We start from the raw sequence: 19,298 nt of genomic DNA on the forward strand, positions 1-19,298 counted from the left end.
TTTTAATTATCTTGATGGTGGAACGTATAAAATACCACCTTTAGTCCATAATTCGTTTGGACCTCTGTCTGGTAAGATACCAGTGTCAGCTATATTTCTCTTATAACTTTCACCATAGTTTCCAACTTGTTTGATAATTCTCAAGTTCCACTCGTTATCTAAACCGAATGCAGCACCCATTTCACCTTCAGCACCAACTAATCTTTTGATTTGCGGGTTTTCTGAAGTTTTCATCATGTCAGCATTAGCAGAAGTAACACCGTACTCCTCAGCTTCGATCATAGTATTTAAAGACCATCTTACGATATCTTCCCATACTGCATCACCTTGTCTAACAACAGGGCCTAATGGCTCTTTTGAGATAGTTTCAGGTAATACGATGTGATCATCAGGGTTTGACATTTTAGTTCTTTGTGCAGCAAGACCTGATTTGTCAGTAGTGTAAGTATCACATCTACCAGCATCATAAGCAGCTACAACTTCATCAGCTTTTTCAAAAGCAACTGGAGTGTAAGAAATTCCTTTAGAGTTAAAGAAGTCTCTCATGTTAAGCTCAGTTGTTGTACCAATGTTAGTACAAGCTGAGATTCCATCTTTGAATTGGCTTGTTGAAGTAATTCCAGAGTTTTTTCTAACCATGAAACCTTGACCATCGTAGAAGTTTACTCCAACGAAAGTTAGTCCAATGTCAGCATCTCTAGAAAGAGTCCAAGTTGTGTTTCTAGACAAGATATCAATCTCACCAGAAGTTAAAGCTGTAAATCTCTCTTTAGCACTTAATGGTGTAAACTTAACTTTGCTTGCATCACCTAGTACCGCAGCAGCTACTGCTCTACATACGTCAACGTCAACACCAGTCCAATTTCCTGCAGCGTCAGCATTAGAAAATCCTGGTAGACCTTGAGATACTCCACATCTTACAAAACCCTTTTTTTGAGTGTTTTTAAGTGTCTTTGATTTTTTAGCAGCCATAGTTTCTGTTGTAAAAGTAAACAACACTGCAACCATAGCAACTAATGAAGTTAATTGTTTCAAGTATTTAAACATTATTCTTCCTTTTAGTTATTTTTATTTGTTAACAAATAATTCAAAAAATAAAATTTGAATTAGACTATTCTTTTATCATTATCTAAAGTTGATCAAAGAAAATATGATCTAAATAGATGCCACATGACTATATGTTGTGTGGGTAAAAGTAAAGGGGATATATATTGATGGTGCGCCCTGCACGACTCGAACGTGCGACCCTCGGTTTAGAAAACCGATGCTCTATCCAGCTGAGCTAAGGGCGCAATTTTTAATTATTGATACATATATATACTATATCAGTATTTAAAAAGAAATTTTTTTGCAATCAATAATATTGATAAAAGCTCAACTCTTCCAATAATCATAAATAACATAAGATGAAATTTAGTAAAAAATTGCAAATTTTGAAAATTAAAATCATTTAAGCCATATGCAGCTGAATTAACTGTATTCATTATAGTTAGGATAGAAAGTTTAAAAGAGTTTTCAAAACTAATTCCACTTAAAGTTAATAATGAAGATAATACAAACAATGAAATTATAAAAATTAAAATAGTTAAGAAATATTTATTTATTTCATTAAAATCAAAATTAATCTTTGTAAATATTAATTTATTCATAAAAATATTTTTTGGTTTACTAAAAGATAAAATTTGATTTAAAGAATATTTAGTTAAAGAATAAATTTTTAAAAATCTTAAACCTGAGCTTGTAGAAAAAAAAGATCCACCAATTATTACTAATATTAAATAGATAAAATTTAAATTTGATTGATCTAACTCAAGAGAAATTCCTATATTAGATATACTGCTAACTAATGATAAAAAACTATAAATGAAATTATTGTCAAAACTAAAAAAAATAAAAAAAATTGTTACAGCAGTTATTAGATATAAAAATAAATGAATATCTTCATAAAAAAAATTAAGATTTTTGTTTCTTAAAAAAATTAAATTATACACAAAGAAAATACTAAAAAATGAGAAAAGCATTAAAAAGGAAAAAATAATTATTTGTGTGTCATTAACTAAAATTGATGAAAGTTCATTTACAGGTAAAAATCCACCTGAGGAAATAATGGTCATTGCTAAATTGAGAGAATTAAATGATCTTAATCCAAAAATATTTAAAATTAAAAAAATAGAAATTGTTATTCCAGAATAAAGAAAAAAAATCTTTATAGTTTGTTTTAAAACTTCTGAGCTATTAAAAGATAAAAAATTTGTCAGTGATTTCTTTAAACTTTCATCATAAATATCAATCAAAAAAACAATTGAAAATAAAAAGTACAAACCACCTAACCATTGAATCGATGATCTCCATAAAATTAATCCAGGATCTATATGTTTTATATTTTCAAAAATAGTAAAACCTGTTGAAGTAAAACCAGATACTGACTCGAATAATGAATTAAAAAAAGTTAAATTATATATACTAAAGTAAAATGGTATCGATAAGATTAATGGTAATAAAAAATAACCAAAAAAAACAGTAAGAATTTTTTCATAAATTGATGGTTTCTTATCATCTGATTGAATATTATAAAAAACTAAAGCTAATATAGATGATATAATTAAACTAAAATAATATGTATTAAGATTTAAATATAAATTAAAATAATATGAGTAAATTATATTAAAAAAAGAAAAAATAGATATCAATCCAAGAAAAAAACTAAGGTATTTAACTCTGAATAGAGACATTTAGTTATACAGAACTTAATCTAAAAATATTTTCCACAACAGAAATTGAATCTTTTTTTGCTAAAAAAACTACTCTATCGTCTTTTTGAAATATAAAGTTGGATCTTGGAATAATTACTTTATCATTACGCAATATAGCTCCTATTCTTATTTCATCTGGCAAATTTGAGTTTTTTAATTCTTTATTAATCAATTCTGATGTTTCAATTATTTCAGCTTCAATAACTTCATACTCTCCATTTAAAATTGTATAGGCATTCTCAATAGTTCCCTTGTGTATATGTTTGAGAATACTAGAAACAGTATTCATCCTAGGATCTATTAAGTCATCGATTTTAAGTGAATTTTGTAATAAAGAATAATTTGGCTTATTAATAAGTGCCATTGTTCTCTTATCTTCAATATTTTTATCATCTTTAGCAAATTTTTCGACAAGAACACTCACCATTAAATTATCTTCATCATCATTTGTAAGAGCTAGCACTGTTTCAGCTTCTTCTAGGTTTGCTTCAGCCAAAACTTCTTCATCAAGACCATCACCATTTATAATAATTGTATTGTTTAGTTCATTAGCTAAAAATTCAGCTCTATCTTTATTTTTTTCAACAATTTTAACTCTTGCAGAATCTAAAGATTCTTCAAGATTTTTTGCTAAATTAAAACCAATATTTCCACCACCAACAATTAAAATCTTTTTTGTAATTTTTTCGTTATGACCGAACGCATCTAGTGTTTCTGCCATTTGTGATGAGTTGATAAGAGCATAAATTTTATCATTTTTTTTAATATCATCATTTTTTTTGGGAATTAAGAACTTATCACCTCTAATTATTCCAATAATATTTGCATCAAGATTGGGGTGTTTGTTTGTTAAATCTTTAAGTTTAATATTTATTAAATTACAATTATCGTTTATTAGAATTTCTAATAATCGGATTTTATTTTCAGCAAATGGTACGCTATCTAAAGCTCCTGGAGCTTCTAATTTTCTCTGAATTGATTTAGCAATCTCAATTTCTGGTGAAATAATCACATCAATTGGTAAGTTTTCTTTATTATAAACTCTTGTGAATTTTGGATTAAGATAATCTTGAGATCTAATTCTAGCAATTTTTTTTGGGATATTAAAAATTGAAAAGGCTATTTGACAAATAACCATATTAATTTCATCGTTCCGAGTTACGGCTATAATCATATCAGTCTCAGACGCATTAGCTTTTTCAAGAATTGATGGATAGGTAGCCTTACCCACTATTGCTTTAACATCTAAAGCTTCATCAATTTTTTGAATGTCTTCACTGGACTGGTCAACTACTGTAATCGAATGACCTTGCTCACTAAGTTGTTTGGCTATTGTAAAACCAACTCTACCAGCACCACAGATAATTATATTCATTTAATTAAATTCTTTAATTCCTAAAACTTTAAGTTTTCTATGCAAAGCACTTCTCTCCATACCAACGAAGTTTGCTGTTTTTGATATATTTCCATTAAATTTTTTTAATTGGATAGTTAAATACTCCTTTTCAAACTTTTCTCTAGCCTCTTTTAATGGTACAGATAGACTGTTTTCAGCCAATTGATCATTAAAATCAGTATTTTTTAATGACTCTTTTATTATATTAGAAATTTTATCTTTTGTTTCGGGTTGCAATATTGCAATTCTTTCGATTAAATTTCTTAGCTCCCTTACATTACCTTTCCAGTTATGATTTAGAATATAGCTATTATTTTCATCAATTTCTAATTCTTTAATATTGTAGTTCTGAGATATTTTTTTAGAAAAATATTTAATTAAAAGAGGAATATCTGAAATTCTTTGACTTAAAGATTCTACGTTAATTTCAAAAACATTTATTCTATGGAACAAATCTTCTCTAAAATTACCTATTTCAATTTCTTTCTTTAGATCCTTGCTTGACGAGCATATTAATCTTACATCTACAGTAATATCATTGTTGCCGTTAACTCTTTTAAATTTTTGGTCAGTTAATACTCTTAAAATTTTTGACTGAATATCAAGTGGAATTTCTGAAACTTGATCAATTAATAAAGTACCATTATTTGCTTTTTCAAGTGCACCATAAGAAATAGCACCACTAGACTTTTCCTCTCCAAATAATTCTAATTCATATTTATTTGAGTCAAGTAAAGCACCATTTAAAACAATAAATTGTTTCGTGTTTCTTTTTGAATTTTTATGAATTTTTCTTGCAATCAATTCTTTTCCAGAACCTGATGGACCATTTATAAAAACTCTTGTTTCTGTTAAAGAAATTTTTTTAATTTGATCAATAATATTCATTATATTTTTACTATCGCCAATAAGTTCATAAGATGAAAATAGTTTAGTTTCATATTCTTTATTTTGTTTTTTAAGATTGTAATTTTCTACAGCCCTACTCACAAAATTAAGTAATCTCTCTTGATCAAATGGTTTTTCAATAAATTCAAAAGCTCCATGTTGAAGTGATTTTACAGCCATTTCAATATTTGCATGACCAGAGATAATTATTACCGGTATATCTTTATTTTTTGATTTAATATGACTTAATAATTCAATTCCATCGTTGTCACCTTTATCAAGTTTAACATCTAAAATAGCTACATCAGGTAATTTTTTGTCAATTTCAGCAAGTGCTTGATTATAATTTGCAGCTAACCTTGTTTTGTAACCAGCATCAATTATTAGATCATTTAAGATATTTCTTATATCTGAGTTATCATCGACAATTAATATTTCAGGGTTCATTATTTTTTAAAAATTATTTCAATTTTAGCGCCATCGTCAATTGGAGTAAAATTTATATTACCATTATGATCATTTACTATTTTATTTACTATTGATAAACCCAATCCAGTCCCCTCTTTTTTAGTTGTGAAATAGGGGTTTAAAATATTCTCAATATTTGATTGTAAATTTTTAAATCCTATTCCTGTATCTTCAATAACTAGGTTTATATGATCATTATACTCAGTCAGTTCAATAGTAATTTTCTTATTGCTATTGCTATCTTTTTCAATTTTTTGATGAATACTTTCAATAGAGTTTTTGATTAAATTGAAAAAAACTCTACTAATTTGTTCCTTATCACTATTAAGTGTTACATTTTCTAAATTATTTATAAAAATAATTTCAATAGATTTATCTAATTCTTGGAGTAATTTTATATTTTCATTTAACAAGTCAACTAAATCATTTTTTTGAAAAACAGGTTTAGGCATTCTAGCAAAATCTGAAAATTCATTAACAAGTTTTTCAATTTGTTTAATTTGGTTGTTTATAATCTTTAAATTATCTTTAAACTTTGTCTGATCATGGTTATTTAATTGATCAGAATATTTATTTTTTAGTCTGTCGATTGTTAATTGAATAGGTGTAAGTGGGTTTTTAATTTCATGAGCTAATTTTCTAGCTAAACTGCTCCATGCTTCGTGTCTTTCGTTTATAATAAGTTTATTTTGCTGATCTTTTAATCTATCAATCATTAAATTAAAGTTTTTATTTAATACCTCTAAATCTTTGTCTGTTTTAACCTCTGGAACTTTTGCATCAAAGTTTCCTTCTCCAATAGATATGGAAGCAAAAATAAGATTATTGATAGATCTAAAAAATCTTGAAGAAAAACGAATTGCTATGGATATAGACACAAATAACAAAACACTAACTACTATAATATAAATTATTGCAAAAGATATTTTAATACCTGTACTTTTTTCCTCTACTGTATAATAAAAATTTATGGCTTCTTGAGACTCAGTAAGATACTTTGAAATGTTTTCATCTAAGTATTTTACAACATAAATAAATCTATTATCAAAATTTTGTAAACGCATAATTGCAGCAGAAATATTCTTAGGTGCATTGATGATCTTTAAAGGTCTATCATCATCTAAAACAAGATTAAGAGCTTTATCTACAGGTGGAATATATGATTGATCATCTGTTAATGAAGTAAATAATACATCTTTATTTGCTTTTATAATATGTATTTCATCAACATTTCTAATTAATTTTTGGGTTTCTAAAAATCTTTTATATTCAGTGACATCGTCATTTAAAAATTTTTTACTTTTATTGGTGTCAAATGCAATTAAAACTATATCTGATTCAATTTTATTTCTTATTTCCCCAACATAATTTTTTGCTAGTTCATAAGAGTTATTAACAACTGTGGTAACCTTTTTATCAAAATATTTTTCTAGAGCAAAAGAAAATAAAAATAATGAGAAAATAGAAATTAATATTGAAGGAATTAATGTAAATAATGCAAAATAAGTTATGTATTTTTTATTAGATCGTAAGCCATCTTTATCAATGTCATTTTTAATAGCATTTTTAATTTCTTTGATAATAAAAATAAATAATAAAAATAAAAAAAAAATATTAAGTATCAGCAAGAATTGTAAATTTTGTTCAGATAAATCAATAAAACCTTTATCAATAAAAGTTAAAAAGGTTAAAAAACCTATCGATAATGTGATAATAAATAATATTATTAAATATATGTTTTTTTTAATAAAATCGAACATTTGAATATATAAACCACCGCTTTAGATGAATAATTATTTTATAATACTTGCCTCTGGACAAAGCAAAAGATTTAATTTTAAAAAACCAAAGCAGTTTATAACATACAGAAATAAAGCACTTTTTGAACATTCCTTAGACAAAGCAATAGAATCTAAACTCTTTAAAAAAATAATTTTAGTCACTAATGATAAAAAACAAATCAAAATTAAGCTACCAAAAAATGTTTTAGTAATTAAAGGTGGCAAAGAAAGATCTGATTCCTCTCTAATTGCCTTAAAATATATTAAAAAATTTAGTCCTAATAATGTTTTAATTCATGATGCAGCAAGACCCAATTTTACTATTGGTCTTTTAAATAAATTAATTAATTCTCTAAAAAAGAATAAAGCATCTGTTCCTGTTATTTCTTCTAAAGACTCAATTAAATATAAAGTTAAAAATCAATTGTTTAATCTTAATAGAAAAAATTCTTACTTAACTCAAACTCCTCAAGCATTTAAATTTAAAGACATATATGATTTGTCTATAAAACAAAAAAATATAATTCAAGATGAGGCAGCACTATTTATCGATAATAATTCGAAAATTAATTTTATTAAAGGCGAAGCTCTAAATAATAAGATTACTTTTAAAGAAGATATCATTAATACAAAAACCTATTTTGGTATTGGATTTGATATTCATAGATTGATAAAAGATAAAAAACTTTATTTAGGTGGGGTTAAAATCCCTTTTCATTCTGGTCTAAAGGGTCATTCAGATGGAGATGTAATTTTACATTCAATTATAGACGCTTTATTGGGTGCCATGAGAAAAAAAGATATAGGAACTTTTTTTCCAGATAATAAAAATAAATTTAAAAATATTAGATCACCAAAAATGTTAAAACCTATTGTTGATATTTTAAATAGAGGTAATTTCTATATTAATAATTTAGATATTAATTTAATATGTGAACAACCTAAAGTTTCCAAATATAGAAATAAAATAATAAATTCTTTATCAAATTTATTAAATTTAGATAAAGATTTAATTAATTTAAAAGGTAAAACAGTTGAAAAATTAGGATTAATTGGAAAGGAAAAAGCAATAGCTTGTGAAGTTATTTGCTCAATATCAGAATGAAGAAAATAAATGTACTAATATCAACTTTCTTTGGTTATGGTTATTTAACTAAAATACCAGGAACTGTTACATCGTTAGTTACGACTGTATTTATTTATATTGCATATGAATACCTTGGCTACACAGATCTTAAATTTTCAATTATTTTTTTTACTCTTTTATTTTTCTATTCTTTTTATGCAGTTAAAGATGCAGAAAGTGAGTTTAAGAATAAAGATCCTAGACAAATAGTTATTGATGAAGTTTTAGGCCAAGCTATGCCATTAATCCTTGTGTTACACTTAAGTCAAAACAGTCAACTAAACTTACCAATTGAAGTTTATTATGTGTTGTCTTTTATTTTCTTCAGATTTTTTGATATTTTAAAGCCTTTTCCAGTTAGTTATTTTGATAAAAATTTTAAAAATTATTTTGGAATAATCATGGATGATATAATGGCTGGATTGTATTCAATGTTATTAATTTACCTAATAAGTCTTAAATTCTAATGAGTATTCAACTTCTCCATAAAAAATTAATTAATAAAAAATTAACTATATCTGTGGCTGAGTCTTGTACCGGCGGATTACTGGCTCATAATTTAACTAAATTAGCCAACTCATCAAAATATTTTCAAATGGGGCTAACCACCTACTCCAATCAAGCTAAAATTAAAATTTTAAAAGTAAATAAAAACATAATTAAAAAATATGGAGCTGTAAGTAAAGAGTGCTGCAAATCTATGCTCCAGAATTTATCTAAAATTTCAAAAAGTAACATAAATGTTTCAATCACTGGAATTGCAGGGCCTGGTGGAGCTTCAAAAAATAAACCAATAGGTTTGGTTTATATTGGTATTAAAAAAAGTAAAACCTTAATTGTTAAAGAAAATAGATTTAAATCTAATAACCGTAATTCTATTCAAAAATTAACAGTTAGAGAGGTGATTAAGATAGTTTTAAATTTAATTTAATTAATCTTCTATTGGTCTATAAAGATCTTCTGCTCTTTTTTGAAAAGCATCTGCTATCTTATTCAAACCAAACTCGAAAGACTTAGACATCAAAACATTTAAGAATTTATTTTCGATTTCAAAATCAATATCAAAAGAAATTTCGGTGCCCCCTCTTGTTTCATTAAAATTCCAATTATTTTCTAAGTGATTTAATGGGCCGCCAATATTGGTTACATTTATAGTACTGTTCTCTTTGTTAAATTTTACATCACTTTTGTATGTATCCTTAAATGGTCCTTTACCAATGGTAAGATCAGCAATAATTAAAATTTGATTACCTTCTTTATTTCTTTCATAAACATGTGAGTCCAAACAAAAAGGAACAAACTCTGGATATTTTTCAATATCAAGAACTAAATCAACAAGTTGATTTTTTTTACATTCAATTAATCTCTTAACTGATGCTTTAGGCATTAATGTTTGTTCAATCTATTTTGTTGAAGTTGAGCAAAATCTTCATCAGCATGATACGAAGATCTTGTTAATGGTGATGAAGAAACTAATAAAAATCCTTTTGATTTAGCTATTGTTCCTAAATCATCAAATTCTTTTGGAGTATAATATCTATCAAGTGGATGATGTTTTGTTGATGGCTGAAGATATTGACCAATAGTTAAAAAATCTACTTCCGCAGCTTTCAAGTCATCCATAACTTGCAAAATTTCATCTCTACTTTCACCTAGTCCAACCATAATTCCAGATTTGGTAAAAACATTTTTATTAACTTGTTTGGCATTTTTCAAAAGTTCTAAAGATGAAAAGTATCTTGAGCCAGGTCGAACTTTTAAATAAAGACTGGGTACAGTTTCGATATTATGATTAAAAACATCTGGGTTTGCATCTAAAACTCTTTTATAAGAATCCCCTTTTCTCAAAAAATCAGGTGTTAATACTTCAATTGTAGTATTTGGATTTTGTTTTCTTGTTTGATTTATTGTTTCAAAGAAATGTTCTGAACCACCATCATCTAGATCATCTCTATCAACAGATGTTATCACAACATGTTTTAAATTTAATTTTTTAACAGCTTCTGCAATTTTAATTGGCTCTAATTGATCTAGTTTTCGAGGTAAACCAGTTTTAACATCACAGAATGCACATGCTCTAGTACAAGTATCTCCCATGATCATAAATGTTGCATGTCTTTTACTCCAACACTCAGTAATATTTGGGCAATTAGCTTCCTGGCAAACCGTTACTAAATTATTATTATTTACAATTGTTTTTGTTAAGAAAAACTCTTTACTATTTACAAGCTTAGACCTTATCCAATCAGGTTTTTTCTTAATTGGATTTATTGGTTTGTTTTGTTTTTCTGGATGTCTAGTTTTCATCGTTTTTAATTATATAAATCGTCTCTCCTTCTTTGCCAAACAAAAACCTCTCTCTTATTAGTGTTTCAATATAATCAAGATCTAAATTGGTGCTTAGTAAAGTATTTTTATGATCTAAATCATTTATCTTATTAACTAAGGACAATTCTTCTTTTTTCAAGTTGGACAAAAGTTCTTTTTTTTCAATAAATGAAAAAAGACCTCTTTCACCTGATACAAGATTAAAAGCAAAGTAAAAAATCAAAAAAATAGATACTAATAAAAAATAATTTCTTTTTATTAATCTAAGCATTAATTGATTTTATTCATCCTCGCCTTTTTTCCAAGTTCTTCTTCAATACGAATTAATTGATTATATTTAGCAACTCTTTCGGATCTTGCTAATGATCCAGTTTTAATTTGATTAGAGTTTGTCCCAACTGCCAAATCTGCAATAAATGTATCCTCACTTTCTCCCGATCGATGAGATATGATTGTTTTATATCCTATAGTTTGAGCAAATTTTATCACATCTAAGGTTTCAGATACGGTACCAATTTGATTGAGTTTAATTAAAATTGAATTTGATGAAATGTTTAAAAATCCTTTTTTAAGTCTTTCAAGGTTTGTTACATACAAATCATCGCCTACTATTTGAACATCTTTTACTGATTTCATTAATTTATTCCAAGCCAGCCAATCATTTTCTGCAAAAGGGTCTTCGATTGATTTTATTTTATATTTGTTAATAATTTTTTGATATTCTTTGATCGATTTTTCAACCGAAATAAAGCTTTTAGAATGAATGGAGTATTTATTCTTTTTAAATAATTCATTGGCTGCAACATCAAGACATATAGAAACATCTTTACCATTTTTAAAACCTGCTTTTTTAATTGCAGAAACAATTAAATCTAGCGCCTGATTATTATTACTGATCATTGGAGCAAAACCACCTTCATCACCAACAGATGTCGATAACCCCTTATCTTTAATTAGCTTACTTAGTCTTTTAATAACTAAAAAACAAACTCTCATTGCTTCTGAGAAACTTTTTGCACGATCAGGTCTGATCATAAATTCTTGAATTCTAAGACCATTGTTAGCATGAGCCCCACCATTAATGATGTTCATTAAAGGATATGGTAATTGAAAATTTTTCTTAACTGAAAATGTTTTATATAAAGGTAATTTTTTAACTTTAGCTGAAAGTTTTTTAACAGCCATAGAAACAGCTAACATTGCATTAGCACCAAGGTTTGTTTTTTGTCTGGTGCCATCAAGATTAATTAAAAGAGTATCAATTCGTTCTTGGTTATGAACATTTTGACCTTTTAGTTCTTTTGAAATTTTTGTATTAACTAAATTAACAGCGCTAAAAACACTTTTTCCTAAATATCTTTTATTATTTTTGTCTCTTTTTTCATAAGCCTCAAAAGTTCCAGTAGATGCACCAGAGGGACAAATGGCTAATGCGCTATTATTTTTTACATAGACTTCTGCTTCAACAGTTGGATTACCTCTGCTATCAAAAACTTGTCTTGCTTTTACTTTTAAGATTTTGCTCACTACTTTTTAATTAAATTATCAATATCAGTTAATTGTTTAAGTAAATTTTCTAACTTATCTAAAGGAACCATGTTTGGACCATCTGATGGTGCATTATCAGGATCTTGATGCGTTTCAATAAACACGCCTGCAACTCCTACAGCTACTGCAGCTCTTGCTAAATATTCAACAAACTCTCTTTGCCCTCCAGAAGATTCGCCCTGACCACCTGGTTGTTGTACAGAATGAGTTGCATCAAAAATTACTGGGTAACCATTCTTTGCCATGATCGGTAAAGATCTCATATCCGATACTAAAGTATTGTATCCAAAACTTGCTCCTCTTTCTGTAACTAAAATATTTTCATTTCCAGAGTCTGCTATTTTTTTAGTAACATTCACCATGTCCCATGGAGCTAAGAACTGACCCTTTTTGACATTTATAATTTTATTAGTTTTTGCAGCAGCAATTAGAAGATCTGTCTGTCTGCATAAAAATGCTGGTATTTGTAAAATATCAACATGATCTTTTAATAACGAACATTGCTCTGCGTTATGAATGTCGGTTAAAATTGGAACATTTAATTCTTTTTTAATTTTATCAAACACTGGAAGGGATGCTTCTAAACCAGCTCCTCTTTGACCTTTTAGACTAGTTCTATTAGCTTTATCGAAAGAAGTTTTATAAATAAATCCAAGATCAAATTTTTTTGTAATTTCTTGAATTTTACCTGCCATGTCCATTGCATGTTGCTCAGTTTCAAGTTGACAAGGTCCAGCAATAATACAAATTTTATTATTATTTGAAATTTCTATATTTCCACAATTAACTTTTTTACTACTCATTTATGATTTTTTGCTGCTTTGATAAATGAAGAGAATAAAGGATGAGGGGCCAAAGGTCTAGATTTAAATTCAGGGTGAAACTGAACTCCTATAAACCATGGGTGATTTTTTAACTCTATAATCTCAGGCAACTTATTATCAGGAGATAAACCAGAAAATATCATCCCTTTTTTCTCAAACTTATCTTTATAAGCTATGTTCACTTCATATCTGTGTCTATGTCTCTCTTTTATTAACTTAGACTTATAAATTTTTCTTATTAATGAATTATCTTTAAGTTTTGCATCATAAGAACCCAATCTCATAGTTCCTCCAAGATCTTTATCGGTTCCCTTAATCATTTTACCATCTTTGGTCCATTCATTAATTAAGCCAATTATTGGTAAACCATTTTTATCAAATTCACTTGATGTAGCATTTTTTAAATTTAATTGATTTCTTGCAAATTCAATAATTGCCATCTGCATTCCATAACAAATACCTAAAAAAGGTATTTTGTTTAATCTAGCATGTTTAATAGCTTCAATTTTTCCATCTGTTCCTCTTTTTCCAAATCCACCAGGAATTAATATGCCTGAAATATTTTTTAGTTTTTTCTTAATTTCTGAAATTTTTAATTTTTCAGAATCTATTCTAACTAGATTGACCTTTACTTTGTTGTCTATTCCACCATGGGTTAATGCTTCATCCAATGATTTATAAGCATCTTTTAGCTCAACATATTTTCCAATTATTGCAATATTAACTTGTTTCTTATTTTGTAAAATTATTTTAGTAATTTTTTTCCAAGGATTTAAGTTTGCCGGTTTTTTTGATTTTAATTTAAAATAATTTAATACTTGAAGATCTAATTTTTCTCTAAAAAAACTCATTGGAGCTTCATAAATAGTTCTTACATCCACTGTCTCGATTACACTCTTAATATCAACATTACAAAATAATGAGATTTTTTTTCTATGATTTAAAGGGATTGGTCTTTCAGATCTACAAATTATTATATCAGGTTGAATACCTATACTTCTTAATTCTTTTACAGAGTGTTGAGTTGGTTTTGTTTTTATTTCATCAGAAGCTTTTAAATAAGGAACTAATGTTAAGTGAATAAATAGTGCATTTTTCTTACCAACATCATTTGAAAATTGTCTGATGGCTTCAACAAAAGGTAAACTTTCAATATCCCCTACTATTCCACCAATTTCACAAATTACAAAATCTTCTTTGGATGAATCGTGTTTGATAAATTCTTTTATACGGTCAGTAATATGCGGAATAACTTGCACAGTTTTACCAAGATACTCTCCTTTTCTCTCTTTTCTTAAAACGTCACTATAAATTTTTCCTGTTGTAATATTATCTGATTTTTTTGCAGATACGCCTGAAAATCTTTCGTAATGACCTAGATCTAAATCAGTTTCAGCTCCATCATCTGTTACGTAAACCTCACCATGTTGAAATGGACTCATTGTTCCTGGGTCTACATTTAAATACGGATCCAGTTTTCTAATTCTAACTTTATATCCTCTTGATTGAAGCAAGTAAGCTAAAGAAGCTGAAGATAAACCTTTACCTAATGAAGAAACCACACCGCCAGTGACAAATATATATCGCGCCATGGAATTATCTTATAGCGAATAAAAAATGAATTGAAAAGTATTAATTATTTATCTTCAGGAATTGACGGAGTATCTTCAGTTTTTTCCTCAATAGTGTCTAAAACTGAGTTTGTCGGTGATAGTTCTGCTCTTGAAATAATTGTGAGAGCTAAACTGCATATAATGAACAAAGTTGCAATAACAGCAGTAGCCTTAGTCATAAATCCACCAGCAGATCTTGATAACATAAAGTTTTCTTGAGAAACACCAATACCTAGTGCTCCACCTTCGGATTTTTGCAATAATATTAATGACACCAAGATTAATGCAAGGATGATGTTAATGACTAACAATATATTTTCCATGCAGGACTAATTAAAGGTTTTTTTAATTATATCAATAAATTTTTTTGAACTTTGGGATGCACCACCAATCAAAAAACCATCTATAATGTCAATATCTTTTAATTGAGCAATGTTATTGCTGTTAACTGACCCACCATATAAAATTTTTGGAGGTTTTTTACCAAATCTATTTTTAATAAACAAAACAGTTTTTAGCAAATCATCTGATTTAGGTATTAGTCCAGTACCAATTGACCATACAGGCTCGTAAGCTAAAATTATGTTAGATTTGTTTTTAATTGATTTTAAACCATTGTTAATTTGTTTTGCTAAAACTTGATTAGTTTTTTTATTTCTTTTTTCTTTAAGAGTTTCACCAATGCAAAATATAATTTTTAATCCAGATTTAATCGCGCTTTTGATTTTTAAATTTATTAATTTATCAGTTTCACCTGATAGTCTATTTTCAGAGTGTCCCAATATAATATATTTAGCTCCAACATTTTTTAACATTCCTGCATTCACATTACCTGTGAAAGCACCATAAATTTCACTTTCATGACAATTCTGCGCACCAACTTCTAACTTGGTTTTTTTTAATCTTTTTGACAAGGGTCTTATAAGTGTGTTTGGTGGACAATAAATTATTTTAAGTTTATTTTTCTTATTAGTATTTGAAAATTTTATAACACTATCTAGTGAATTTAATGTTCTTAAATCACCAAACATTTTCCAATTTGCTATAAAATACATATATTTATTTGTCATTATTGAATTTTTAATCTATAGATTTGTTTTTTACAGATCAATATATTTATAGCGTAATGATTAAAACTTTGAAAAATTTTGGTGGAAAAAAATTAGGAGGTGTCATCCTAATTGCAGTAATAGTAATCGCATTTGGATTTGGAGGTTTTGGTGGTGGATTTAGTACTAATAACCAAAATAATATTGCAAAAATAAATAAGACCAATGTAACAACTCAAGATTTTATGGACTATCTAAATGGTAGTAACATTTCACAACAAGCAATTAGAGAAAACCTTGATCAGAATATAATTGAGGAATTATTATCAGGACTAATTTCAACTACTTTAATTGATTTAGAAGTTAAAGATTTTGATCTTTCAATAACAGAATTAACTATCTTAAAAAAAATAAAAGAAAATAAAAATTTTCAAGATGAAAATAATATGTTTCAAAGAACTAAATATGAAAAATTTCTTCTATCAAATAATATGTCCGCTCCCATGTTCGAACTTCAATTAAAAAATCGTGAACTTCAAAAACACTTATTTGATCTTATTGGTGCTGGAACAATAACTCCAGATTTTTTAACTCAAAAAAAATACGAAGAGCAGAATAAAACTATAGATATTGAATATTTTGCAATGTCTAGTCAATATAAAGAAAAAGATAGATACACCAATTTAGAATTAGAAGAATTTGTTGAAGAAAATAAAGATCAATTAAAAAGAGAATATATTGATTTTAAATACGCAGTTTTAAATCCTAAAAATTTAATTGGTTTAGAAGAATTTAATCAGGAGTTTTTTGATGAAATAGATAAAATTGAAAATCAAATATCTCAAGGTGATACATTTGAGACAATACTTGAAAATATCAAGGTAAATGTAAAAGAGGTAAGTAAATATACACCATCATCAAATAAAAATATCAATAAAGATAAAATTTATTCTAAAAGATCAACAAATTTAGATCTTATTGAAAATGGTGATAATTTTTTATTATTTTCAATAGTAAACAAATATGATCTTGGACCAGACTTAAATGACAAAACTACCAAAGATGAAATAACTGAATTAGTTTTTCAAAAAGGAAAGTTTGACCTTAATAGAAATATTTTAGAAAAAATTCAAAAAAAAGAATTTGATAATATTAAGTTTAACGAAATGTCAGCTAACAATCCTGAATATATATCACTTAATTCAATAAACGATAACAATACTTTTGAAGCAAATTCAGTAAAAATGTTATACAGCCTTCCTATTAATTCTTTTACACTTGTAAATGATAAGGATAATAAAATTTATTTAGTTAGAATAGTTAGTGCAAAAGATAATTCTTATAACTCAACTGATGAAAATTACTTAAAATTTGTCCAAGAATTAAACACGGACAATAGAAAAAGTATTCTTCAATCTTATGATCAATTGCTTAATAATAAATATAAAGTTCAACTAAATCAAAAAACTATTGATAGAGTTAAAAATTATTTCAAATGATAATTAATCGAAACTTCAAAGATTTTAAGTTTCGACACAGAAGCAAAAAAAATCAAATAATATATACATCAAAAAAAGTTAAAAATGATGATGAGGTTCTAAATCTAATTGATAATTTTCTCACAGAAAAAAATAGCTTTATATTTGAGTCTGTTGAAAAAGGTAAAATCAAAGGTAGATACACTATTTTTGGTAAAAACCCTGACAAAATTTGGGAATTTAATAACAATAATTCATACTTAATTAAAAATAAAAAAAAAATTAAATTAAAGGATAGACCAGATCAATTAATTGAAAAAATTATTGAAGATTTCAAATTTGAAACACCAAAAAAACTACCTAAAATTTGCTCTTTAATATCAGGCTATTTTTCATATGACTCAATACGATATATCGAAAAAATTCCAAACAAATGCAAAAATGATCTCAATCTACCTGATGTTAGACTTCTAAGGCCAAGAACACTTGTTATTTATGATAATTTAAAAAAAGAAATCTTTTATATAATTAATATTTTTAGTGATGAAAAAATTAAAGAATATGAAAAAAAATATGAAGAAATTAAAATAGAATTATCTAAAATACTAATTCAATCTTCTTTAAAAATTTCAAATTATTTACCTAAAAAAAATATTAAAGACATTAAAGTGAAATCCAATACTTCAAAAAACAAATTCATTAAGATGGTGAATAAAGCTAAAGATTACATTAAATTAGGAGATATTTTTCAGGTAGTTTTAAGTCAACGATTTGAGGCAAAATTAACAAAAAAACCAATAGATATTTATAAAAAATTGAGAATTACAAACCCATCGCCTTTTATGTTTTTCTTTAATTTTGATGATTTTCAAATCATTGGAGCAAGTCCAGAAATATTAGTTAGATTGAGGGATAATAAGATTACTGTCAGACCCATAGCAGGAACAAGACCTAGAGGCAAAACAACTAAAGAAGATCTTTTTTATGAAAAAGATTTGCTAAAAGATAAAAAAGAACTTTCTGAACATTTGATGCTTTTAGATCTTGGAAGAAATGATGCTGGAAAAGTTTCTAAAATTAATACAGTCAAAGTGACTGAAAGCTTCATTATTGAAAGATATTCTCATGTGATGCATATAGTTTCAAACGTAATTGGACAATACAATAAAAAATTCTCAAAATTTAAATCTATGCTGGCAGGCTTTCCTGCAGGAACTGTTTCTGGAGCACCTAAAATTAGAGCTATGGAAATTATTGATGAATTAGAGTCAACTAAAAGAAAAGTTTATGCAGGAAGTATTGGCTATTTTTCAGCTAATGGTGAATTTGATACCTGTATAGCTTTAAGAACTGCTGTTGCTAAAAATAAAAAATTTTACGTACAAGCTGGCGCAGGAATTGTTGCAGATAGCAAACCAATAAATGAATACGAGGAAACTGTTAATAAAGCCAAGGCTTTAATTAACGCTTTAAAATAATGAAAATATTATTAATTGATAACTACGACAGTTTTACATTTAATCTTTACCATTATCTCTCTTCTTTAAAAACTAAAGTAGATGTTGTAAGAAACGATCAAATTACATCAAAAGATATTATTAAAAAAAAATATAATAAAATTGTAATTTCGCCAGGTCCTGGAAACCCTAACCAATCTGGAAATTGTATAAATATTTTAAAAACACTCCATAAAGATTTGCCTTTTCTTGGTGTATGTCTTGGACATCAAATAATAGGTCAGGTTTTTGGTTCAAAAATTATTCAGGCAAAAAAATTAATGCATGGAAAAACAAGTAAAATTATATCTAAAAAAATTGGGATTTTAAAAAACCTTCCAAAATCTTTTGATGCAACCAGATATCATAGTTTAATTATTGACAAAAAATCATTATCAGAAGACTTGGAAATAACAGCAGAAACCAATGATGGTATAATTATGGGTGTTAAACATAAAAAATACAATATTCATGGTGTGCAATTTCATCCTGAAAGCATTAAAACTGTATTAGGAATTAAAATATTAAAAAACTTTATAAATTATTAATC

Annotated in this window: 19 protein-coding genes and 1 tRNA gene; 6 read left to right on the forward strand and 14 right to left on the reverse strand. The window is 26.8% G+C overall.

The window, feature by feature from the left end:
• Positions 1-6: 6 nt before the first annotated feature.
• The 6 genes from ACIJYI_RS03630 to ACIJYI_RS03655 all read right to left on the reverse strand — a co-directional run bounded on the left by ACIJYI_RS03630 (position 7) and on the right by ACIJYI_RS03655 (position 7,265).
• Entirely contained in the window at positions 7-1,047 is a 1,041-nt protein-coding gene (locus tag ACIJYI_RS03630) for an amino acid ABC transporter substrate-binding protein (RefSeq protein ID WP_435114731.1), read from the reverse strand.
• A 168-nt stretch (positions 1,048-1,215) separates the two neighbouring features.
• A tRNA-Arg gene (locus ACIJYI_RS03635) sits at positions 1,216-1,292 on the reverse strand.
• Positions 1,293-1,325: 33 nt separating this feature from the next.
• Positions 1,326-2,732, reverse strand: coding sequence for a TrkH family potassium uptake protein (locus tag ACIJYI_RS03640; RefSeq protein WP_435114732.1), 1,407 nt, complete (start codon positions 2,730-2,732; stop codon positions 1,326-1,328).
• A gap of 4 nt (positions 2,733-2,736) precedes the next feature.
• A complete protein-coding gene (trkA, locus tag ACIJYI_RS03645) occupies positions 2,737-4,128 on the reverse strand; it encodes a Trk system potassium transporter TrkA (protein WP_435114733.1) in 1,392 nt (463 codons plus the stop codon).
• The gene (locus ACIJYI_RS03650) at positions 4,129-5,484 is read right to left on the reverse strand and encodes a sigma-54-dependent transcriptional regulator (RefSeq protein WP_435114734.1); all 1,356 of its coding nucleotides are present in this window, start codon (positions 5,482-5,484) and stop codon (positions 4,129-4,131) included.
• Positions 5,484-7,265, reverse strand: coding sequence for an ATP-binding protein (locus ACIJYI_RS03655; protein ID WP_435114735.1), 1,782 nt, complete (start codon positions 7,263-7,265; stop codon positions 5,484-5,486). The genes ACIJYI_RS03650 and ACIJYI_RS03655 overlap by 1 nt, the downstream gene beginning before the upstream one ends.
• A 25-nt stretch (positions 7,266-7,290) precedes the next feature.
• On the opposite strand from ACIJYI_RS03655, the gene ispF reads away from it, so the two are divergent.
• Genes ispF through ACIJYI_RS03670 form a run of 3 tightly spaced genes read left to right on the forward strand, consistent with a single transcriptional unit; the run spans position 7,291 to position 9,343 of the window.
• Positions 7,291-8,391 carry a 2-C-methyl-D-erythritol 2,4-cyclodiphosphate synthase gene (gene ispF, locus ACIJYI_RS03660; protein WP_435114736.1) on the forward strand — a complete coding sequence of 367 codons (1,101 nt, stop codon included), beginning with the start codon at positions 7,291-7,293 and terminating at the stop codon, positions 8,389-8,391.
• Positions 8,388-8,879, forward strand: coding sequence for a phosphatidylglycerophosphatase A family protein (locus ACIJYI_RS03665; protein ID WP_435114737.1), 492 nt, complete (start codon positions 8,388-8,390; stop codon positions 8,877-8,879). Before ispF ends, ACIJYI_RS03665 begins: the two co-directional genes overlap by 4 nt.
• The gene (locus tag ACIJYI_RS03670) at positions 8,879-9,343 is read left to right on the forward strand and encodes a CinA family protein (protein ID WP_435114738.1); all 465 of its coding nucleotides are present in this window, start codon (positions 8,879-8,881) and stop codon (positions 9,341-9,343) included. The genes ACIJYI_RS03665 and ACIJYI_RS03670 overlap by 1 nt, the downstream gene beginning before the upstream one ends.
• On the opposite strand, the gene ACIJYI_RS03675 is transcribed toward ACIJYI_RS03670, so the two are convergent.
• From ACIJYI_RS03675 to ACIJYI_RS03710, 8 genes are read right to left on the reverse strand one after another with little or no spacing between them, the layout of a single operon-like run.
• Positions 9,344-9,799 carry a type II toxin-antitoxin system RatA family toxin gene (locus ACIJYI_RS03675; protein ID WP_435114739.1) on the reverse strand — a complete coding sequence of 152 codons (456 nt, stop codon included), beginning with the start codon at positions 9,797-9,799 and terminating at the stop codon, positions 9,344-9,346.
• Entirely contained in the window at positions 9,799-10,719 is a 921-nt protein-coding gene (lipA, locus tag ACIJYI_RS03680; RefSeq protein ID WP_435114740.1) for a lipoyl synthase, read from the reverse strand. Before lipA ends, ACIJYI_RS03675 begins: the two co-directional genes overlap by 1 nt.
• A complete protein-coding gene (locus ACIJYI_RS03685; RefSeq protein WP_435114741.1) occupies positions 10,709-11,011 on the reverse strand; it encodes an FtsB family cell division protein in 303 nt (100 codons plus the stop codon). The genes lipA and ACIJYI_RS03685 overlap by 11 nt, the downstream gene beginning before the upstream one ends.
• Positions 11,011-12,267 carry a phosphopyruvate hydratase gene (gene eno / locus ACIJYI_RS03690; protein ID WP_435114742.1) on the reverse strand — a complete coding sequence of 419 codons (1,257 nt, stop codon included), beginning with the start codon at positions 12,265-12,267 and terminating at the stop codon, positions 11,011-11,013. The genes ACIJYI_RS03685 and eno overlap by 1 nt, the downstream gene beginning before the upstream one ends.
• On the reverse strand, positions 12,267-13,091 hold the full coding sequence (kdsA, locus tag ACIJYI_RS03695) for a 3-deoxy-8-phosphooctulonate synthase (RefSeq protein ID WP_435114743.1): 825 nt from the start codon (positions 13,089-13,091) through the stop codon (positions 12,267-12,269). Before kdsA ends, eno begins: the two co-directional genes overlap by 1 nt.
• Positions 13,088-14,704, reverse strand: coding sequence for a CTP synthase (locus ACIJYI_RS03700; protein ID WP_435114744.1), 1,617 nt, complete (start codon positions 14,702-14,704; stop codon positions 13,088-13,090). The genes kdsA and ACIJYI_RS03700 overlap by 4 nt, the downstream gene beginning before the upstream one ends.
• A 44-nt stretch (positions 14,705-14,748) precedes the next feature.
• Complete coding sequence (gene secG / locus ACIJYI_RS03705) at positions 14,749-15,048, reverse strand: preprotein translocase subunit SecG (protein WP_271482040.1); 300 nt, start codon at positions 15,046-15,048, stop codon at positions 14,749-14,751.
• 6 nt (positions 15,049-15,054) lie between these two features.
• The gene (locus ACIJYI_RS03710) at positions 15,055-15,795 is read right to left on the reverse strand and encodes a triose-phosphate isomerase (protein ID WP_435114745.1); all 741 of its coding nucleotides are present in this window, start codon (positions 15,793-15,795) and stop codon (positions 15,055-15,057) included.
• Between the two features lie 56 nt (positions 15,796-15,851).
• On the opposite strand from ACIJYI_RS03710, the gene ACIJYI_RS03715 reads away from it, so the two are divergent.
• From ACIJYI_RS03715 to ACIJYI_RS03725, 3 genes are read left to right on the forward strand one after another with little or no spacing between them, the layout of a single operon-like run.
• The gene (locus ACIJYI_RS03715) at positions 15,852-17,273 is read left to right on the forward strand and encodes a SurA N-terminal domain-containing protein (RefSeq protein WP_435112861.1); all 1,422 of its coding nucleotides are present in this window, start codon (positions 15,852-15,854) and stop codon (positions 17,271-17,273) included.
• A complete protein-coding gene (trpE, locus tag ACIJYI_RS03720; protein ID WP_435114750.1) occupies positions 17,273-18,730 on the forward strand; it encodes an anthranilate synthase component I in 1,458 nt (485 codons plus the stop codon). Before ACIJYI_RS03715 ends, trpE begins: the two co-directional genes overlap by 1 nt.
• Positions 18,730-19,296 carry an anthranilate synthase component II gene (locus ACIJYI_RS03725; protein WP_435112863.1) on the forward strand — a complete coding sequence of 189 codons (567 nt, stop codon included), beginning with the start codon at positions 18,730-18,732 and terminating at the stop codon, positions 19,294-19,296. The genes trpE and ACIJYI_RS03725 overlap by 1 nt, the downstream gene beginning before the upstream one ends.
• The last annotated feature ends 2 nt before the right edge of the window (positions 19,297-19,298 follow it).

It is taken from the genome of Candidatus Pelagibacter bacterium nBUS_36 (assembly GCF_051201215.1).
In the GTDB taxonomy this organism is placed as follows: domain Bacteria; phylum Pseudomonadota; class Alphaproteobacteria; order Pelagibacterales; family Pelagibacteraceae; genus Pelagibacter.

What these genes read in the sequence shown, in the direction of transcription:
- ACIJYI_RS03630 (WP_435114731.1), bottom strand. Translation starts at nt 1,047, where the DNA reads ATGTTTAAATACTTGAAACAATTAACTTCATTAGTTGCTATGGTTGCA.
- ACIJYI_RS03640 (WP_435114732.1), bottom strand. Translation starts at nt 2,732, where the DNA reads ATGTCTCTATTCAGAGTTAAATACCTTAGTTTTTTTCTTGGATTGATA.
- trkA (WP_435114733.1), bottom strand. Translation starts at nt 4,128, where the DNA reads ATGAATATAATTATCTGTGGTGCTGGTAGAGTTGGTTTTACAATAGCC.
- ACIJYI_RS03650 (WP_435114734.1), bottom strand. Translation starts at nt 5,484, where the DNA reads ATGAACCCTGAAATATTAATTGTCGATGATAACTCAGATATAAGAAAT.
- ACIJYI_RS03655 (WP_435114735.1), bottom strand. Translation starts at nt 7,265, where the DNA reads ATGTTCGATTTTATTAAAAAAAACATATATTTAATAATATTATTTATT.
- ispF (WP_435114736.1), top strand. Translation starts at nt 7,291, where the DNA reads ATGAATAATTATTTTATAATACTTGCCTCTGGACAAAGCAAAAGATTT.
- ACIJYI_RS03665 (WP_435114737.1), top strand. Translation starts at nt 8,388, where the DNA reads ATGAAGAAAATAAATGTACTAATATCAACTTTCTTTGGTTATGGTTAT.
- ACIJYI_RS03670 (WP_435114738.1), top strand. Translation starts at nt 8,879, where the DNA reads ATGAGTATTCAACTTCTCCATAAAAAATTAATTAATAAAAAATTAACT.
- ACIJYI_RS03675 (WP_435114739.1), bottom strand. Translation starts at nt 9,799, where the DNA reads ATGCCTAAAGCATCAGTTAAGAGATTAATTGAATGTAAAAAAAATCAA.
- lipA (WP_435114740.1), bottom strand. Translation starts at nt 10,719, where the DNA reads ATGAAAACTAGACATCCAGAAAAACAAAACAAACCAATAAATCCAATT.
- ACIJYI_RS03685 (WP_435114741.1), bottom strand. Translation starts at nt 11,011, where the DNA reads ATGCTTAGATTAATAAAAAGAAATTATTTTTTATTAGTATCTATTTTT.
- kdsA (WP_435114743.1), bottom strand. Translation starts at nt 13,091, where the DNA reads ATGAGTAGTAAAAAAGTTAATTGTGGAAATATAGAAATTTCAAATAAT.
- ACIJYI_RS03700 (WP_435114744.1), bottom strand. Translation starts at nt 14,704, where the DNA reads ATGGCGCGATATATATTTGTCACTGGCGGTGTGGTTTCTTCATTAGGT.
- secG (WP_271482040.1), bottom strand. Translation starts at nt 15,048, where the DNA reads ATGGAAAATATATTGTTAGTCATTAACATCATCCTTGCATTAATCTTG.
- ACIJYI_RS03710 (WP_435114745.1), bottom strand. Translation starts at nt 15,795, where the DNA reads ATGACAAATAAATATATGTATTTTATAGCAAATTGGAAAATGTTTGGT.
- ACIJYI_RS03715 (WP_435112861.1), top strand. Translation starts at nt 15,852, where the DNA reads ATGATTAAAACTTTGAAAAATTTTGGTGGAAAAAAATTAGGAGGTGTC.
- ACIJYI_RS03725 (WP_435112863.1), top strand. Translation starts at nt 18,730, where the DNA reads ATGAAAATATTATTAATTGATAACTACGACAGTTTTACATTTAATCTT.